Origin of the sequence: Microbispora rosea (assembly GCF_044460045.1) — a bacterium.
GTDB classification, from domain to species: Bacteria; Actinomycetota; Actinomycetes; order Streptosporangiales; family Streptosporangiaceae; genus Microbispora; species Microbispora rosea.
This window is the reverse complement of the sequence record NZ_JBITJO010000014.1, coordinates 20,528-37,025: the sequence shown is the minus strand read 5'-3', so window position 1 is coordinate 37,025 and position 16,498 is coordinate 20,528. Positions and strand designations below refer to the sequence as shown.

General features: G+C 70.9%; 9 protein-coding genes. 3 read left to right on the top strand and 6 right to left on the bottom strand.

Features of this window, described 5'->3' with window-relative positions; translation table 11 throughout:
• Positions 1-35: 35 nt before the first annotated feature.
• From ACIBK1_RS36665 to ACIBK1_RS36645, 5 genes are all read right to left on the bottom strand, one after another.
• Positions 36-842, bottom strand: coding sequence for an alpha/beta fold hydrolase (locus ACIBK1_RS36665; protein ID WP_081903615.1), 807 nt, complete (start codon positions 840-842; stop codon positions 36-38).
• Positions 843-1,085: 243 nt separating this feature from the next.
• Positions 1,086-3,890: a LuxR C-terminal-related transcriptional regulator gene (locus ACIBK1_RS36660; protein ID WP_396740255.1), complete on the bottom strand. Its 2,805-nt coding sequence runs from the start codon at positions 3,888-3,890 to the stop codon at positions 1,086-1,088.
• The gene (locus ACIBK1_RS36655) at positions 3,887-4,570 is read right to left on the bottom strand and encodes an alpha/beta fold hydrolase (RefSeq protein WP_396740253.1); all 684 of its coding nucleotides are present in this window, start codon (positions 4,568-4,570) and stop codon (positions 3,887-3,889) included. Before ACIBK1_RS36655 ends, ACIBK1_RS36660 begins: the two co-directional genes overlap by 4 nt.
• A gap of 128 nt (positions 4,571-4,698) precedes the next feature.
• Positions 4,699-6,966: a helix-turn-helix domain-containing protein gene (locus ACIBK1_RS36650; protein ID WP_396740251.1), complete on the bottom strand. Its 2,268-nt coding sequence runs from the start codon at positions 6,964-6,966 to the stop codon at positions 4,699-4,701.
• 190 nt (positions 6,967-7,156) lie between these two features.
• Positions 7,157-9,940: a helix-turn-helix transcriptional regulator gene (locus ACIBK1_RS36645; protein ID WP_396740249.1), complete on the bottom strand. Its 2,784-nt coding sequence runs from the start codon at positions 9,938-9,940 to the stop codon at positions 7,157-7,159.
• Between the two features lie 224 nt (positions 9,941-10,164).
• Between ACIBK1_RS36645 and ACIBK1_RS36640 the strand changes: the two genes are divergently transcribed.
• The 3 genes from ACIBK1_RS36640 to ACIBK1_RS36630 all read left to right on the top strand — a co-directional run bounded on the left by ACIBK1_RS36640 (position 10,165) and on the right by ACIBK1_RS36630 (position 13,460).
• Positions 10,165-10,962 carry an alpha/beta hydrolase gene (locus ACIBK1_RS36640; RefSeq protein WP_396740247.1) on the top strand — a complete coding sequence of 266 codons (798 nt, stop codon included), beginning with the start codon at positions 10,165-10,167 and terminating at the stop codon, positions 10,960-10,962.
• A gap of 32 nt (positions 10,963-10,994) precedes the next feature.
• A complete protein-coding gene (locus tag ACIBK1_RS36635) occupies positions 10,995-11,990 on the top strand; it encodes an alpha/beta fold hydrolase (protein WP_396740245.1) in 996 nt (331 codons plus the stop codon).
• 126 nt (positions 11,991-12,116) lie between these two features.
• Positions 12,117-13,460, top strand: a complete 1,344-nt coding sequence (locus ACIBK1_RS36630; protein ID WP_396740243.1) for an FAD-binding oxidoreductase — start codon at positions 12,117-12,119, stop codon at positions 13,458-13,460.
• Positions 13,461-13,601: 141 nt separating this feature from the next.
• Here the strand turns inward: ACIBK1_RS36630 and ACIBK1_RS36625 are convergent, their stop codons facing one another.
• Entirely contained in the window at positions 13,602-16,283 is a 2,682-nt protein-coding gene (locus ACIBK1_RS36625) for a fibronectin type III domain-containing protein (protein WP_396740241.1), read from the bottom strand.
• Positions 16,284-16,498 lie beyond the last annotated feature (215 nt).

Below are 16,498 nucleotides of genomic sequence, written 5' to 3'. Positions count from 1 at the left end.
GGGACGCGGCCCGCCCCCGGGGGCCGCGCGCGGGTTCAGCGGACGGACCTGGCGGCGGCGACGATGACGTCCACCACGGCCTGCGGCCGGGACAGCATCGACAAGTGCGACGCGGCGACCTCGGTGACATGGCTGTGCGCCCGGTTCGCCATGGTGGCCTGCAGAGACGGCGGCAGGATGCCGTCCTTCGTGCCGATCAGGTACCAACTCGGCAGCTTCTTCCAGGCGGGCGGCCCGGACGGCTCCTGCAGCGCGCTCAGCGCGATCGGGCGTTGCTCGGCGGCCAGCCGCACGGCCGTGGCGGCCGGCAGATCACCCGCGAACGCCTGCGGGAACACCGCCGGCTTGATGTAGAGGTCGACGTCTCCGGCCGGCGCCCCGGGGTAGGCCACGACGTCGAACAGCGCGCTGGGGTCGCCGCCGCCCTGCAGCCCGAGAATCGTCTCGCCCTCGTCGGGCGCGAACGCGTCGACGTAGACGAGCGCCTTCACGTCGGGGTCTGCGCCGGCCGCGTTGGTCACGACCGCGCCGCCGTAGGAGTGGCCGACCAGGACGACCGGGCCGCCGGTCCGCTGCGCGAGGAACGCCGACAGGTAGGCGGCGTCGCCGCCGAGCCCGCGCAGCGGGTTGGGCGCGGCGAGCACGGTGTACCCGAGCCGTTGCAGCCGGCCGGTCACATCCGACCAGCTCGACGCGTCGGCCCAGGCGCCGTGCACGAGAACGATGGTCGGCTTGGGCTGATCGGGACGGCCGGCGGCCGACGCCGGGGCGGCGAGCGTGAACACGGCGAGGGCGGCCAGCGCGATCATCGCACCGCGCCGGCGGAGGGGTCGGTTCGTCATCGTCGGATACCGCTCTCAGTCGAGGAAGGCGAGCAGGTGGCGAGTGAGTTCGGCCGGATGTCCCGCGAGATCCAGTGGCCGGAGGCCGCGATCACGTCGCCCTGACCGGTCGTCCTCATGGAACCGCGCCGGAGCAGGTCGCCGAATCAGGGAAAAACCCCAGTGTGTCCAGGCTCGGGGGTCGGATCACCGGCGCAGTCATGACCGTCTCCACGGCTCCCAGCGCAACACCGTACGGAGGGTTCAGGCTGGTCTGGACGCACCCTGGAGGAGCGGAGCGAGTTTGCGGCGGGAGGTGATGTCGAGCTTTCTGAAGATCTTGTTGAGGTGGTATTCGATGGTCGAGGTGCTGAGGAACAGGCGGGCGGCGATCTCGCTGTTGGTGGCTCCGGACGCGGCGAAGGTCGCGATCTGCTTTTCGCGGGGGGTCAGGGCATCGGCGTCGGGGGCGGTTCGCTTGCGGGGGTGCTCGCCGGTCGCCGACAGTTCGGCTCGGGCTCGTTCGGCGAACGCCGCGGCGCCCATTTCTGTGAACATCTCGTAGGCCGTTCGGAGCTCGAAGCGCGCGTCGCTGCGGCGCTTGTGCCGCAGGAGCCATTCGCCGAACAGGAGGTGGCTTCGCGCGACTTCGGTCGTGATCCGCGTGTGGCCCAGCAGCTCGATCGACTCGCGGTAGAGCCGCTCGGCGTGCTCGTCGTCGACCATCAGCGCCCTGCAGCGGGTGAGCAGGCCGAGGCCCCAGGCGGTGCCGGCGGCCAGGGCGCGCTCCTCCAGACGGGTGAGGGCCGCCTTCGCGGCGACGTGGTCGCCGCTCCTTACTCCTGCCTCGACGATCTCGTGCAACGATCTGGTGCCCGTGCCCGGCCTGTCGGCTTCGAACGACGGAAGGACGCGGGCCAGTGCTTCGGCGTAGCGGCCGAGGCTCAGCTCCAGCACCGCCAGGCTGTTCCCGGCGAAGTCGGCGAGACCGGTGGTCGAGCCGGTCCGCGCGGCGGCCGCCAGCGCCCGTGTCTCGGCCTCCCTTCCGCTCCATGCCAGAAGCTCGATCCGCTGGATGTCTCCGGAGGACGGTTGCCCGATCATGCCGGCCAGATCGGCGAGCTCGTCCTGGAGCGCACCCGCCGCCGAGAACCGGCCCGCGCGCAGCTCCCACATGGATCCGACCATGAGTGTGGTCCGCAGAGCGCCCAGCGCGCCGTTCTCGCGGTCGAAGGCTTCGAGCCGCTTCCACGCCCGCCACCCTCCCTCGTCGTCCCACAGGTCTTCGGACGCGAACATGCTGACGACCGCCAGCGGCAGACCGTCCTCGGTGAGGCTTTCGTCCGTGTGCAGGGCCTCCAGCGCGCCGCGCAGCAACGGCACGGCGGGCCGGTGGCCGACGGCGATGCGTGTGGCATAGGCGTTGAGCAGCAGGTCGGAGAAGGTCGGTTCCGTCGACTCCATCGCCGGTGAGGCCAGCACCGCGCGCGCGAGGCCCTGCGGGGTGACTCCGACGGAGCGGTCGTACGTGATCAGAGCCACCTGGAGTGCTTCGAACATCATTTTTCGCGACAGACGGGGATCCTGGTCGGCGATCGACTCAGCGGCCTCCAGGAGAATCGCGGGGGTGGCGGCGACCTGGCCGAGGTACAGCTCGGCCGTCGCCCTTATCTGCCGCGCGCGGGCGCGCAGCACCGGACGGTCCAGGCCGGGCTCGGCACGGCCGAGCATCTTCCGCGCCGCGGCCGAGTCCCCGACCATGACGTAGGCCTGTGCCGCCGCGACGAGCCGTGCGGCCTGATCGCGGACATCGGGAGTAAGCTCCGCCGCCCGGGACAGGAAGGCGGCCTGTTCCGCGTGGCCGCCGCGGGAACGTGCGTGCTCGGAGGCTCTTTCGAGCTCCGCCGCGACCTCTTCGTCGAGGCCGATGGTGGCGTGCGCGCGATGCCACGCGCGGCGGTCCCGGTCGCGATCCGGATCGCTCACGGCGGCGAGGGCGGCGTGGACACTGCGCAGCTCCACCGCGTCGGCGCCGCGGTAGACGGCGGAGCGGATCAACGGATGCCGGAAGTCCAGGGAGCCATGGTGGGTGAGAACACCCGCGGACAGCGCGGTGTCCGCCGCGCTCGCGGCGATCCCCAGGTGACCGGCGGCCCGCCAGAGCAGCGACTGGTCTCCTGGCGGCGCGGCGGCGACGACGAGGAGCAGGGTCCGGGTGTCCGCGGGGAGGGCCTGGATCTGCTGCAGGAAATGCGTTTCGAGGAGCCGGCCGACCGGGAGAGGGCTGGGCAGGGGGGCACGGCCCGACAGCTGCTCAGCGGTGAGCGTGCGGGCGAGCTCGATCAACGCCAGCGGGTTGCCGCCGGTGCCCGTGACGATCTTCGCGGCCACCGCGTCGTCGAGACGCCCGGCAGCGCTCGCCGACAGCAGCCTGCCGGCATCGCGCTCGGGCAGCCCGGACACCGTCATGACGGGCAGCCCGTCGAAGAGGGCCAGACCGTCGGAGCGCGGGCGGGCGGCGAACAGGAGCCCCACGGCTTCGGCATGGAGCCGGCGAGCGACGAACGCGAGGGCTTCGGCCGATTCCCGGTCCAGCCATTGCACGTCCTCCACCACGCACAACAGGGGCTGGACCGAGGCGGCGTCCGCGAGAAGCGTGAGAGCCGCCATGCCGACGAGGTATCGGTCCGGCGCGACTCCGGCCAGCTGGCCGAACGCCGAGCGCAACGCGTCGCGCTGCGGGGCGGGAAGGCTCTCGATACGCGGCGACCACGGGCGCAGCAGGCGGTGCAGCGCGGCGAAGCCGAGATGTGCCTCGGACTCCACACCGACGATCCTGGCGACGCGCACATCCGGGCATCCCGTCGCGGCCTGGGCAAGGAGCCGGGTCTTGCCGGTCCCGGGCTCGCCCACCAGCACCAGCACGCCGCTCAGCCCTTCCTGGACGCCGGCCACAAGACCGGCCAGGACGCGTTGTTCCTCGATGCGGCCGATCAGCGGCCGGTCGCCGGCGCGGCCGGACGGGCCCTCCGTGCGAAGCGCGCGCACGTCGCGCGTGACGGCCGTCATCGGACGGCCGACTGGCGGATGAGCTGGGCGACCGCGGCGGGCTGGGAGACGTGGACGGCGTGGCTGCCGATCGCCTCCACGACGAACGACCCGGCGCGTTCGGCCATGGCACGCTGGGCCGGCGGCGGGATCATCCGGTCCTCGGTGGCGACGAGATACCAGCTGGGCCTGTGCCGCCAGGCCGGCTCGGTGACCGCCCCGGCGAGGGCTCCCACACCCCAGGGGACCTGCGCGTCGGCCATGAACGCCGCCGACCGCGCGGAGACGTCTGCGGCGAACGCGCCGTGGAACTTGTCCCGGTCGAGACGGAGGAATCCCTCGTGCGCAGGCAGGATCGGCGGCACCGGCGCCCCGGGCGGCGGATCGGCGATGAGCGTGCCGGCCGACTCGCCTCTGTCGGGGGCGAAAGCGGCGACATACACCAGCGCCGCCACGTCGGGGTGTGTGCCGATCTCACTGATGACGACCCCGCCATAGGAGTGGCCGACCAGGACGGCCGGACCGTCGAGCGCGTCCAGGACCCGGCGGGTCGCGGCGACGTCGTCGCCGAGCGACACCGTCGGGTTCTGCACGATCCGGACACGGAAACCGTCCCTCACGAGGTCGTCGTAGACGCCGTGCCAGCCGGATCCGTCCACGAAGGCGCCGTGCACCAGCACGACGTTCTCGATTGTCGTCATGGTCGCTCCTGACCTGGATGGACGGACAGGCGCGACGCCTGTCCCGTGCCTTCAATCCAAGTCGCGCGGAAGGAACCGGACCACGCACAACAGCACGAAGAAGTTCGCGCGCAACCGGCTCTCGGCGGTCAAGAAGAAGCGGTCGCAAGCTCGCGGCAGCGGCTGCTCGCCTCGGCGTCGCCGATGGCCTCGTACACCTCGGCCGCCTGCGCGTAGGCATTGCGGCTCTCGCCGGTCCGGCCCTCGCCGGCCAGCAGGCCCGCCAGTGTCTTCAGGGAGCGTGCCTGCGGGACGGGCAGCTTCGCCTGCTCCATGAGGCCGATCGCCTCGGTGAGCTTGATGATCGCTTCGGCCCCATGGCCGAGCAGTCCCAGACATTCGCCGACGCGGGCGAGCACGATCGGCCGGTTGAACGCCGCGACGCTCGGTGTCATCCCCGAGCGGTCGTCGTTCATCAGGGCCAGCACGTCGAGGTACTGCTCCAGTGCCTTGGCGTGTTCTCCGGCGTCGAGGAGGCAGGTGCCGAGGCTGGCGAGACAGTGGCAGTACCGGTCCATGTCGCCGTTGGCCTTGTGGATCCGCGCCGCCCGGGTTTCCGCCGCGATGGCCTCATCGAGCCGGCCGAGTCGTCGCAGCGCGCCTCCCGCCTGGTGGTGAGCCGAGGCGATCTCCGCTGTGACGCCGCCGCGGGTAGCCAGGTCGATCGCCCGGGCTGTGTACCGCAGGGCGGTCTCCGGGTCGTCTCGCGGCACCAGATGGACCCAGGCCAGCAAGTTCATCTGCGTGGCCTGTCGGACCGGATCGTCCAGGGCGGCGGCGGCCTCCGCGCCGAGGGTGAAGACCTCCTGCCAGTGCGGCGCGTGCATCCACCGGTCGGAGAACCAGTACATCGACTCGGCGCAGTCGAGGACGGCGGAGTGCAGGCCGCCACTCGCCGCGTGACGCACCGCGCCCAGCCAGTTGTCCACGTTCACGCGCAACCAGCGGTCGGCCTGCTCCTGGGAGGACAGGTCGGCGAGGTCGGCGTCGGGCCGGTCGGGACGGCCGTAGGCGGGTTCGAACCACCGCCCGGCGGTGGTGGCCATCCGCAGCAGCCACGACGTCGCCCTCTCGATCAGAGCATCGCGCTCGGCCGCGGTGTCCTCCGCCTGAAGCCTGTCGCGGGCGAACAGCCGGACCAGGTCGTGGAAGCGGTACCGGCCCGACGCGCCGTCCTGCAGCAGACCGAGGTCGACGAGCTCGTCGAGGGCGTCCCAGGCCTCCTCGGCCGAGATCCCGCCGGCGCCCGCGGCCAGAGCGGCGTCGAAGTCCCGGCCCGGCACCAGGGCGAGCCGCCGGAAGACCCGTCGCGCGGACACCGCGAGCTGCTCATACGACATCCCGAACGCATTGGCGATCTTGAGGTCACCCGCACTGAGCTGCTCAAGCCGGCGTTCCTCGTTCGCCAGCCGGGCGGCGAGCTCGGCGGCGCTCCAGCCGGGACGGCTGACCAACCGGTTCCCGATGATCCGCAACGCGAGAGGCAGGCCGCCGCACAGCTGCGCGAGCTGCGTCAGCGCCGGTTCGCCGTCCGATGCGGAGCGGTCGCCCACAATCCCGGTCAGCAGTTCTATGGCCTCCGCCACGGGCAGGGGTCCCAGGCTGAGCCTGCGCACCCCTTCCAGGCCGGCCAGCAGCCGGCGGCTGGTGATCAGGACCCGGCCGTGGCCACCACTCTGCAACAACGGCCGGATCTGCTCCTCGGAGGCGGCGTTGTCGAGCACGACCAGAACGCGCTTCCCCTCGAGCAACGACCGGTACAAGGAGGCACGATCGGGGACGTCATTGGGTACTTCGTGATCCGCGACGCCGAGCGCACGAAGCAGCAGCGCCAGAGCCTCTCCCGCGGCGACGGGCTGCGAGGACATGCCGAACAGATCGAGGAAGAACACCCCGTCCGGAAAATCGGCCCGCAGAGCATGGGCGGCGCGAACGGCGAACGTGGTCTTCCCCAGACCGGCGGGGCCGGTGATGAGGCCGATGCCGGCCGCCCCCGGCGAGGCGCCGGCGTGCACCAGATCGTTCGTCCAGGCCAGCTCGGCAGCCCGGCCGGTGAAGTCGCCGACGGATCGCGGGAGCGCGCAGAGACCGGTCGGGCGGGTCCAGTGATCCCGCAGGCGGCCGTCCCGCGCCAGTTCGACGAGCTGCTTGCGGGCGCTCTCATCGAGAGCGAGTGCGTCCGCGAGGGCGGTGACGGTCCGGTGCTGAGGTCCTCTGCTGCGTCCCCGCTCCATGTTGGACAGGCTTCGGGCGCTCACCCCCGAGGCCTCGGCGAGCTGTTCCAGCGTGAGACGCGCCGCGTGCCGATGGCGGCGCAGCACCTCCGCGAAGCTGAGTGGATCGGCGATGGAGACCACTCCTTCTCAGCGATGGGTCCACGACCCGCGACGGCCGTCACGGAGGCGTCGATCAACCGCGCGCTTGAGCGGGCACCACTCGGAGACCGCTGAGGCGGTGATCTCCTCGACCAAGGGAAGCACTCGGCGCCCGACCTGGACACTGGGGACTGCCCCTAGTCGTCGATCCCAGGGTCGGGCCGGGCGAGGCTCACGTAGAGCGAAGGGCCTCGGCGAGCTGGCGGCGGGAGGAGATGCCGAGCTTGGCGTAGATGCGGGACAGGTGGTATTCGACGGTCTTCTGGCTGACGTAGAGCTCCGCCGCGGCTGCCTGGTTCGTCCGTCCGCTCGCGATGAGGTGTGCCACGGACAGCTCGCGTTCCGTCAGCGCCGACAGCCGGCCGGGATCCTTCTCGAAGGCCGTGAGCCCGCTCGCGGACAGATCGGCCTCGCACCGCCGGGCGAACGGCACGGCGCGCAGCGTGCTGAAACGGCCGTGCGCCTTGTGGAGCCACGCTGCCGCCTCCCGCCGCGACGTGGAACCGGTGGCCAGGAGAAGCCTTCCGTAGGCCTGTTCCACGATGGCCAGGTGAAGGGGCCCGGTGTCACCGTCCGCGTCGGCGGCGACGGCCTGCTCATAGATCGCGAGGGCGTCGTGCGGACGGCCCTGGGATTCGGCGAGCCGACCGCCGAGTGCGGCGATGACGACCCCGAGATACCCGTTGCCGTCGTAGGCCGCCCGCAGTTCACGCAGTGCCACCGCTGCGGCGTCCACCCGTCCGGTGCCGGTCAGCGCCTCGACGAGCAGCGACTGCTGCCACAGCCAGAAGGGCTTGTACAGCAGGCGGAACCGGCCGTCTTCGGCCGTCCCGTCGAGCATCGGCCGGAGCGAGCGCAGCATGGCCGTGTGGTCGCCCCTGGCCTGTGCCACGGTCGCGGCCGCCAGGGCCGAGTAGACGATCTCGGCTGCCGAGTCGAGGGACTGAGCGATCCGCGCCAGGTCGTCGAGGTGTCGCTGTGCGATGTCCCACTCACCCCGGCCGGCCTTGACGCAGATGGCCGCGAAACGGGCCGGGGCCTCGCCCGCCAGCTGGTCCTGGGACGACGCGACGGCCAGGGCCCGCTCCGCGGTGGACTCGCTCTCGTCCCAGTCGCCGGCGACGTAGTGGACGACGGACAGAAGGGAGATCGTCAGGGGGCCGAACTTGGATCCGGCCCCCTGCTGGTCGCGTTGCGCCACGATCTGAAGATCAGTGCGCGCCGCGGAGAGCTCGCCCAGGAACAGACGCAGGACGCCGCGCGTGGCCAGCGTGTCGAGATTGTGGTTGCCCACCGTGGTGCCCTGGACCGGCAGATGCGCGATGTCCCGCAATGCCGCGCGCGGACCTTCGTGCCAGAGCCGGCCGGTCGCCAGGGCCGCGCGGGTGAAGTCGGTCGTCGCCGCGTCGAGATCGCCTATGGCCAGGGTGCGGCGGGCGACCTCCACCGTCTCGGCGCCCCGCCCGCGCCAGAGCATGATGTTGGTCAGGAAGGTGCCGGCCAGTACGGCGACCCAGCCGGGCTTCGGGAGCGACAGGGCCTCCTGCCATGCCTGGGTGAGGTGCGCCTCGGCGGTGGCGAACCGGCCCGCCATCATGTCCAGGGTCCCCAGGACGCAGCTGCGCAGCGGCCCCGGCGAGCAGTCCTCCACCTGCTGCCGCAGGTTCGCGGCCCAGCCGGGCTGCATGGTGAGCAGCGACTGGGCACAGGCGGTGAGGAGCCGTCGTTCGCGATCCGCGCGGTCGGCCGACAGAGACGAGGCCCACAGGAGGCGGGTGGCGGCCACGGCGTTGCGTCCGCTCGCCGCCTCTTCCATTCCGGACCGGTCGAGCTCGTCGGAGAGCCCGGCGTCGGTGGTCGCGGCAGCGGCGACCCGATGGGCCCAGCCGGCGGCCGTGCTCACGAGCGCAGCCGCGCCGGCGTGCAGGAGGCGACGCCGTTCGGGGGTGAGCGAGTCATAGATCGTGTCGCGCTGGAGTGCGTGCACCAGGGCGACGGGGCTCTGAGGTTCCTTGGGCCACCACAGCGCGAGCCCGGCGGCCAGAGCAGGCCCGAGTGCGCGCGCCGGGTCCGGGAGGCCGGCGAGCCGGCCGGCCGCCGACAGCGGAACCTGCGCGTCCAGCACCGCCATCGCCTCCAGGAGGTGGCGGGACTCCTGTGGGAGACGGTCCAGTTGCGCCCTGATCCCGACCTGAAGCGATCGCGGGACGGGCCAGCGCTCCAACATGCCGTCTCGCAGCACCTCGGCGGGAATCTCCGCCAGCACGGTCCGGACGTACAGCGGGTGCCCCCGGGTGTAGGCGTGCAGCCGGTCGGCCAGGCCCGGCGCCAACCGGCCTTCGATCAGGGCCTGCGCCAGCTGCGCGATCTCGTCACGGCCGAGCCCGCCCAGATCGACCTTCACCGTCCGCTCCGACGACCGCAGCAGCCTCTCCAGCGTTTCGCCGGACGCTTCCGCTTCCGGCCGGGTGACCAGAATCGCCAGGACCCGGTCCGCCCAGAGACGGCGCAGGACGAAGCCCAGCATCTGGACCGACAACCGGTCCGCCCACTGGACGTCGTCCACGATCACGGCGACGGGGTTCCCTGACTCCTGCAACGCGCCCAGCAGGAGCAGCAACTGCCCGCCGACCACATGCGGATTCGTGCCCGCGGGCGGACTCTCGGCCAGCAAGGGGAACTGTTCCAGCACCGCTCGGTCCACATGCCGGGCCAGCTGTCCGATCACGCCGTACGGCAGGTCGGCCTCCGACGGGTCGCCGATCGCCCGGAGGACCGTGAAGTCGTCCAGCGACGCGGCGAACCTGCGCACGAGGGCACTCTTGCCGATCCCGGCCTCACCCTCGATGACGGCCAGCCAGGAGTCACCTTCCCTGACCTTGTCCGCACAGTACCGAAGCCGGTCGGACTCGCGCGCACGCCCGACGAACGACTCGTCCACCACACCAGGGTCCACGTTCCCGAACCCCTCCCAGTGCCAGTCGTTGCGGAGCGCTGCCTGTCACCTCCGACATGAGCATTCTCGCGGGAAAACGAGCGGAAGATCTCATGCGCTCCGAAGTTGGAAAACCGCACCGCCTGTGGCAAGCGACGCGGAGGGACTGTGGACTTTCCCTGTTACGAAGCCTCCGGTGCCGGTGTTCTCCTGCTGCGACAGACGAGAACACATGTGGAGGCACCGTGACGACACCGATCCCCGTCATCTTCATTCACGGCCTATGGCTGCACGCCACGTCGTGGACCCCCTGGATCGAGCTGTTCGGCGACGCGGGCTACGCGCCGTCCGCCCCCGGCTGGCCGGGTGACCCCGACACCGTGGCCGAGGCACGCGAGAACCCAGAAAGCATCGCCGACCATGGCATCGACGACGTCGTGGAGCACTTCGCCGGGATCATCCGCACCCTGGACACCCCGCCGATCCTCGTCGGCCACTCCTTCGGTGGAATGATCGCGCAGAAGCTGCTCGGACAGGACCTGGCCCGCGCCGCCGTCGCGATCGACGCCGCGCAGATCAAGGGCGTCCTGCCGCTCCCGCTGTCCGCGCTGCGCGCCACGCTGCCGGTGTTCAAGAACCCCGCCAACAAGCACCGTGCGGTCTCACTGACCGCCGAGCAGTTCCGGTTCGCGTTCGGCAACGCCATCTCCGAGGCCGAGTCGGACACGCTGTATGAAAGATGGACGATCCCCGCACCTGGCAAGCCGCTGTTCGAGGCGGCCGCCGCCAACTTCAACCCGCACTCACCGGCCAAGGTCGACACCGCCAACCAGGCACGCGGCCCGCTGCTGCTGATGACCGGCGGCAAGGACCACACCGTCCCGGAGACGGTCGTCCGCGCGACGCTCAAGCAGTACCGGCACTCCGACGCCGTCACCGACATCACCGCGTTCCCCGACCGGGGCCACTCGCTGACCATCGACGCGGGCTGGCGAGAGGTCGCCGACACCACGCTGACCTGGCTGAGCCGGCAGTCCCTGTAGGACCGTCCCGTCTCCTCACCCTGGAGCCATCGATGAGACCTTCCCTCGCCTCGTCCAAACTGCGCAGTCTGGGACTGCTCGCCGTAGCCGCGGCCGTCGGACTGACATCCGTCGTCGTCACCGGGCCCGTGAGCGCCGCCTCGCCGACGTCCGCCCACTCCGTGAAGGAGCAGATGCCCGCCGGCTTCTCGGAACACAAGGTGCGGGCCGGCTCGGTCGGCATCAACTACGTGATCGGCGGCCACGGGCCGACTCTGGTCCTGATCCACGGATACCCGCAGACCTGGTACGAGTGGCGGCACATCATGCCGGCACTGGCCGAGCATTACACGGTCATCGCCCCCGACCTGCCCGGCGCCGGGCGCAGCGACGCCCCGGCGGCCGGCTACGACAAGAAGACGATGGCCGCGGAGCTGCACGCGCTGCTGGTGCGACTCGGACGGGACAAGGACCTCCGGATCGTCGGGCACGACATCGGCACGATGGTCGCGTACTCCTACGCCGCCGCGCACCCGGCGGACGTGCGGAAACTGGTGCTCAGCGAGGCGCCGATCCCCGACCCCGGCATCTACTCCTACCCGTCACTGACCGCGGACGGTCCCGGCCCGTGGCACTTCGGCTTCTTCGCGCTCGCCAACGGCCTGCCCGAAGACCTCGTCTCCGGCCGCGAAACGCTGTGGACCGGCAAATTCATCGAGGACCTCGAGGTCAAGCGGGGCGCCGTCACCCCGGACGAGGTCTCGGTCTTCGCCGGCTACCTGCGGGACAGGGCGCACCTGGAGGCGAGCTTCGCGTGGTTCCGAACGCTGCCGCAGGACATGGCGGACAACGCCGTCTACCGCAAGCACAAGCTCACCATGCCCGTGCTCGCGATCGGGGCCTCCGGGAGCCTCGGCTCCTCCGTGCCGGACCAGGTGAAGCGGTACGCGAAGAACGTCACCGGCGTCGTCGTCCCCGATTCCGGCCACTGGATCTACGAAGAGCATCCCGACGAGATGACCCAGCGCCTGCTCACCTTCTTCAAGTAGCCGCCGATCGCCGGTCGTCGGAAGAGGTGCGGTCAGCCGGGCGCGACGGTCCGGCGGTCCGGCACCACCCAGAAAGGCCACTCTCCTATGAGTACGCAATCGTCCATTGGCGACCTTCGAGCGAAGGTGACCGGCCTCGTCCTCCTACCGGAGGACGAGGGCTATGCGGAGGAGCTTCGCACCTACAACCTGACAGTGGTGCACGCGCCGTCCGTCGTGGTCCGCGCCGAGAACGCGGCCGACGTTCAGGCCGCGGTGGAGTTCGCCGCGGCTCGTGACCTGCCGGTCGCGGTGCTGGGCGCGGGTCACGGCAGTTCCGTGCCGTCGACGGGCTCGGTTCTGATCACGACGCGGCGCCTGACCGGGCTGGCGATCGACGAGGGCGCCCGCACGGCCCGGGTCGAGGCGGGCGTCCGGTGGGCCGACTTCATCGAGCAGGCGTCCACGGTGGGTCTGGCGGGTCTGAACGGCTCGTCGCCGACGGTGACGGTCGTCTCCTACACCCTGGGCGGAGGTCTCGGGCCGTTCGGCCGCAAACACGGGTACGCCGCCGACCACGTCACCGCTGTGGAAGTGGTGACCGCGGACGGCCGGTTGCGACGCGTCACCGCGGAATCCGAGCCCGACCTGTTCTGGGCGCTGCGCGGCGGGAAAGGCAACTTCGGGGTCGTGGTGGCGATCGAGTTCGGCCTGTTCCCGATCCGGGGCTTCTACGGCGGCGGCATCTTCTTTCCCGGCGAGTTGTCCGGGAAGGTGCTGCACCTGTTCCGCGAGTGGACGGCCGGCGTGCCGGAGGAGATGTCAGGCTCGGTCGGGTTGTTGCACCTCCCCGCGTTGCCGTTCGTGCCGGAACCGCTGCGCGACCGGCTGGTGGCCCATCTGCGCATCACGTACCTCGGAGACCCGGCGGAAGGCGAACGGCTGGTCGCGCCGTTCCGGGCGCTGGGCGAGCCGATCATCGACGCGGTCGGTGAGATGCCGTACTCGGCGGTCGCGGCGGTGCACAACGACCCGATCGACCCGCTGCCGTTGTTCGAGCACGGCGCCCTCCTGAGCGAGTTGCCGGCCAAGGCGGTGGACGAGTTCCTCCGGCTGGCCGGCCCGGACGCGGCCTCGCCGCTGGTTCTGGCGGAGATCCGTCACATGGGCGGGGCGCTGGCCCGGCCGCCGGCGGTGCCGAACGCGGTCGGAAACCGCGACGCGACGCTCTACAACGTCTTCCTCGTGGCGGCGGGCGGCCCGCCCGACGCCACGGCCCTGCACGACTACGAGCAGACGCTGATCGACGCCCTGGCACCGTGGTCGACCGGCCGCCGGTATCTGAACTTCATGTTCGGAGGGGACGCGGACCCGCGGACCGCCGCGCTGGCCTGGTCGGAGGAGGCGTACCCGCGGCTACGCGAGATCAAGAGGCGGTACGACCCGGCGAACCTGTTCCGGATCAACCACAACATCCCGCCCATGAACTGACGAGAGCTACGGATGTAAGGGCGCGAAGGCGGTGCCCGGAGTCGAGCGGCTCGTGCGGGGACGGGGCCGCCGCGAGAGACTCGCGACGGCCCCGTCCGGGAGACGCCGGTGATCAGCCGTGCAGCGGAGGACGGCGTGGAATCACTTCTTACCCACGACCCGCAGGGTCGCGGACCCACTGCGCGTCTCGTAGACCTTGCCGTCGATCGTGTTGGAGTAGACCGCGCGGTACTGCGTCCCGTCGACGGACTTCGACGCGGCGACCTCGAGGACGTCTGAGGCCGCGCCGCGGATCGGCGTCCACTTGTCGTTGCCCGGGGCCCGCTTGCGCATCTCCCAGGTCACCGTCGCGGCGGGCATGCCGTGTCCGCTCGCGTCGAAGGTCGCGGTCTCGCCCGCGATGGCGATCCGCGCGACCGGGGACTGGTCGATGCGCGGCGCCTGCTGACGGCCTACGGCGATCAGCGCGGCCGGGGACCGGTCGGCGCTCGCGAGGTAGACGATGCCCTTTCCGGAGTCGACGCCCACACCGCCGATCGACGTGCCGAACTCCGGCTTGTCGAAGCGGGTCACCGTCCCGCCGAGCAGGTCGACGACGGAGAGACCGCCGTTTCCGGCGTCTCCTGTCACCGGCGCGTGGCCGACGTAGGCGACGCCGGCCTTCATGTCGACGTCGAGGAAGGCGGCACCGGCGTCGAGCCTGTACTCGGCGAGCCTGCGCATGCCGTCGCGGGTGTCGAACAGCCGGAGGCCGGGCTCGCCGTCAGTGGCGTTGTCGTACGTCACGTACAGGGTGCCGGAGCCGTCGTCGATGCGGATGGCCGAGAGCCCGGCTCCCACGTTCGCCTGGCCGACCGGCTTGAAGTCCTCGTCGAGCCAGACGACGGTGCCGTCCGCGAGGCCGAGGAAGACCTGGCCGGTCAGGCTGTCGTACTGCATCGAGACGACCTTCATCCCCGTCTCGATCGGCGGGATGTACGGGGCGCCGAAGTTGCCCGGCGCGACGATGAACGACGCGATCCGACCGTCCTGGTAGACGACGAGGACGCCGTTGAAGGCCGGGTCGTAGGCGAGGTCCTTGATCGGCGCGCCGGCCTCGAACGAGTCGACGACCTCGCCGGTCTTGGGGTCGACGGCCTCGACCCGTCCCTTGCCGGTGCTCGTGCCGTCGGCGACGTACACGGCGCCGGTGGTCGGGTTCACGGTCGTCGGTCCGGGCTTCGCCACGGTCGGCGCGGTGAGGGTGCCGACCAGCTCGTGGCCGAGCGGTACGTCCGCCGGCTCCTGGGCCGGGGCCTCGTCCGCCACGCGCCCGTTGCTGACCTCGGCGGTGCTCTTCGGCTTGGGGATCGGCATGCCGGCCTCGGTCACGTACTTCTCACCGTCGTCGTACTTGGTGATGGTGAAGGAGTCGAGCGTGCCACCGACGGGGACATCCGTGTCCGACTTGTCATCCCACTTCGCGGCGACGACCGACTCGTAGCGGATCTGGTCCTTCGAGACCTGGATGCCCTGGAAGGTCGACGTGTGGGCGGCGTGGACGACCTGGGTCGCGCCGTTCTGCGTCCACGTGTTGTCGTCGGCGGGGGCGGGCTCGTAGTACTTCGGTCCGGACACCGAGATGGCGTAGACCGGGCCGGTCGTCATGCCGGGGGTGTCGGTCTTGTCGGCGTTCACGTATCCGCGGACGTAGTTGTGGTCGTGGCCCATGAGGACGAGGTCGATGTCGTCCCGCTCGAAGACCGGCAGCCACGCGGCGCGCAGATCGGCCTCGTCACGGCCCTCGGAGGCCGAGAAGACCGGCTGGTGGAAGACCGCGATCGCCCACTTGTTGGGGTTGTTCCTGAGCGCCGAGTCGAGCCACTTGCGCTGCATCTCGAGCCACAGCTCGGTGGGGTTCGGACAGGCGACGTGGCACTCGGGGAGGTCCTTCGGGGTCATCAGCGGGACGGCCTCCGAACGGCTCGCGTTGAGCGAGATGAAGCGCACGCCCTGGTAGTCCGTGTAGTACGCGGTCTCCGCGAGCGCGATCTGCATCTGCTGCTGGTAGGCGACCGTCTGCTTCTCGCCGTCCGTCATGCCCTTGGTGGACGCGGAGGCGACCGGTCCGTTGCCGGGGAACTCGAAATTCGACTTCCACGTCTTGAGGAAGTCGCCCTCCTTGTACTCGTGGTTCCCCGGGGCCGCGATCACGTTACGCGTCTGGCTGTAGCCGTTCATCGCGCCGAACCACTCGTTCCACAGGCCGTTGTCGCTGCCCACGTCCACGAGGTCGCCCGCGTTGACCGTGCCGACGGCGTCCGGGAAGCGGTCGAACGCCTGGGCGACGACGGGGCTCCACTTCGCGCCGATGTCGTTCTGCGCGTCGCCGAAGTAGATGAACGAGAAGGGGTCGCCGGCCTTGCCCGCGGTGGTGAACGTGTAGGTGTCGCTGACCTTGGCCGCGTTGCCCACGTAGTACTCGTACCGCGTGCCGGGGTTGAGGCCGTCGATGGTCGCCGAGTGCGTGCGGGTGGCGACACCCGAGCTCACCAGCTCCTCGTTGACCCGGGCGTCGACGACGCTCCACTTCTTCGTGCCCGCCTTGCGGAGGTGCACCTGTCCGTCCTCGACCTTCGAGCCTGTCTGCCAGGTGAAGGACTCAGCGGTGTCGGCGTGCTCCGCCGGCGTGAGCACGATGTGCACGGGGGTCGCGTCGGCGGCGTCGGTCGCCGCGGACGCGGGCCCGGCCGCCGCGATCGGCGTCAGGGCGACGGCGATGGTCGCCGCGGCGGCGATCGCGTATCCCGGATGAAGACGCGATCTCGTACGGGGGTTACCCAATGTGATGGGTCCTTTCGATTTTCGGGGGACGCTGCCGGGTGCTCGGTGCTGCGGAACAGGCGGCGCCACCGCGGTGCCGGCCTACCGCCAAGCCGGGACCATCGATGTGCCGCCGGGGCCGGCCAGTCCAAGCCGCAGTACCGATCCCCAGCACCACCGACCGTCAGCGAGCATGCGGAGACGCATGGGGTCGCTGATGCCCATGTGACGCACGT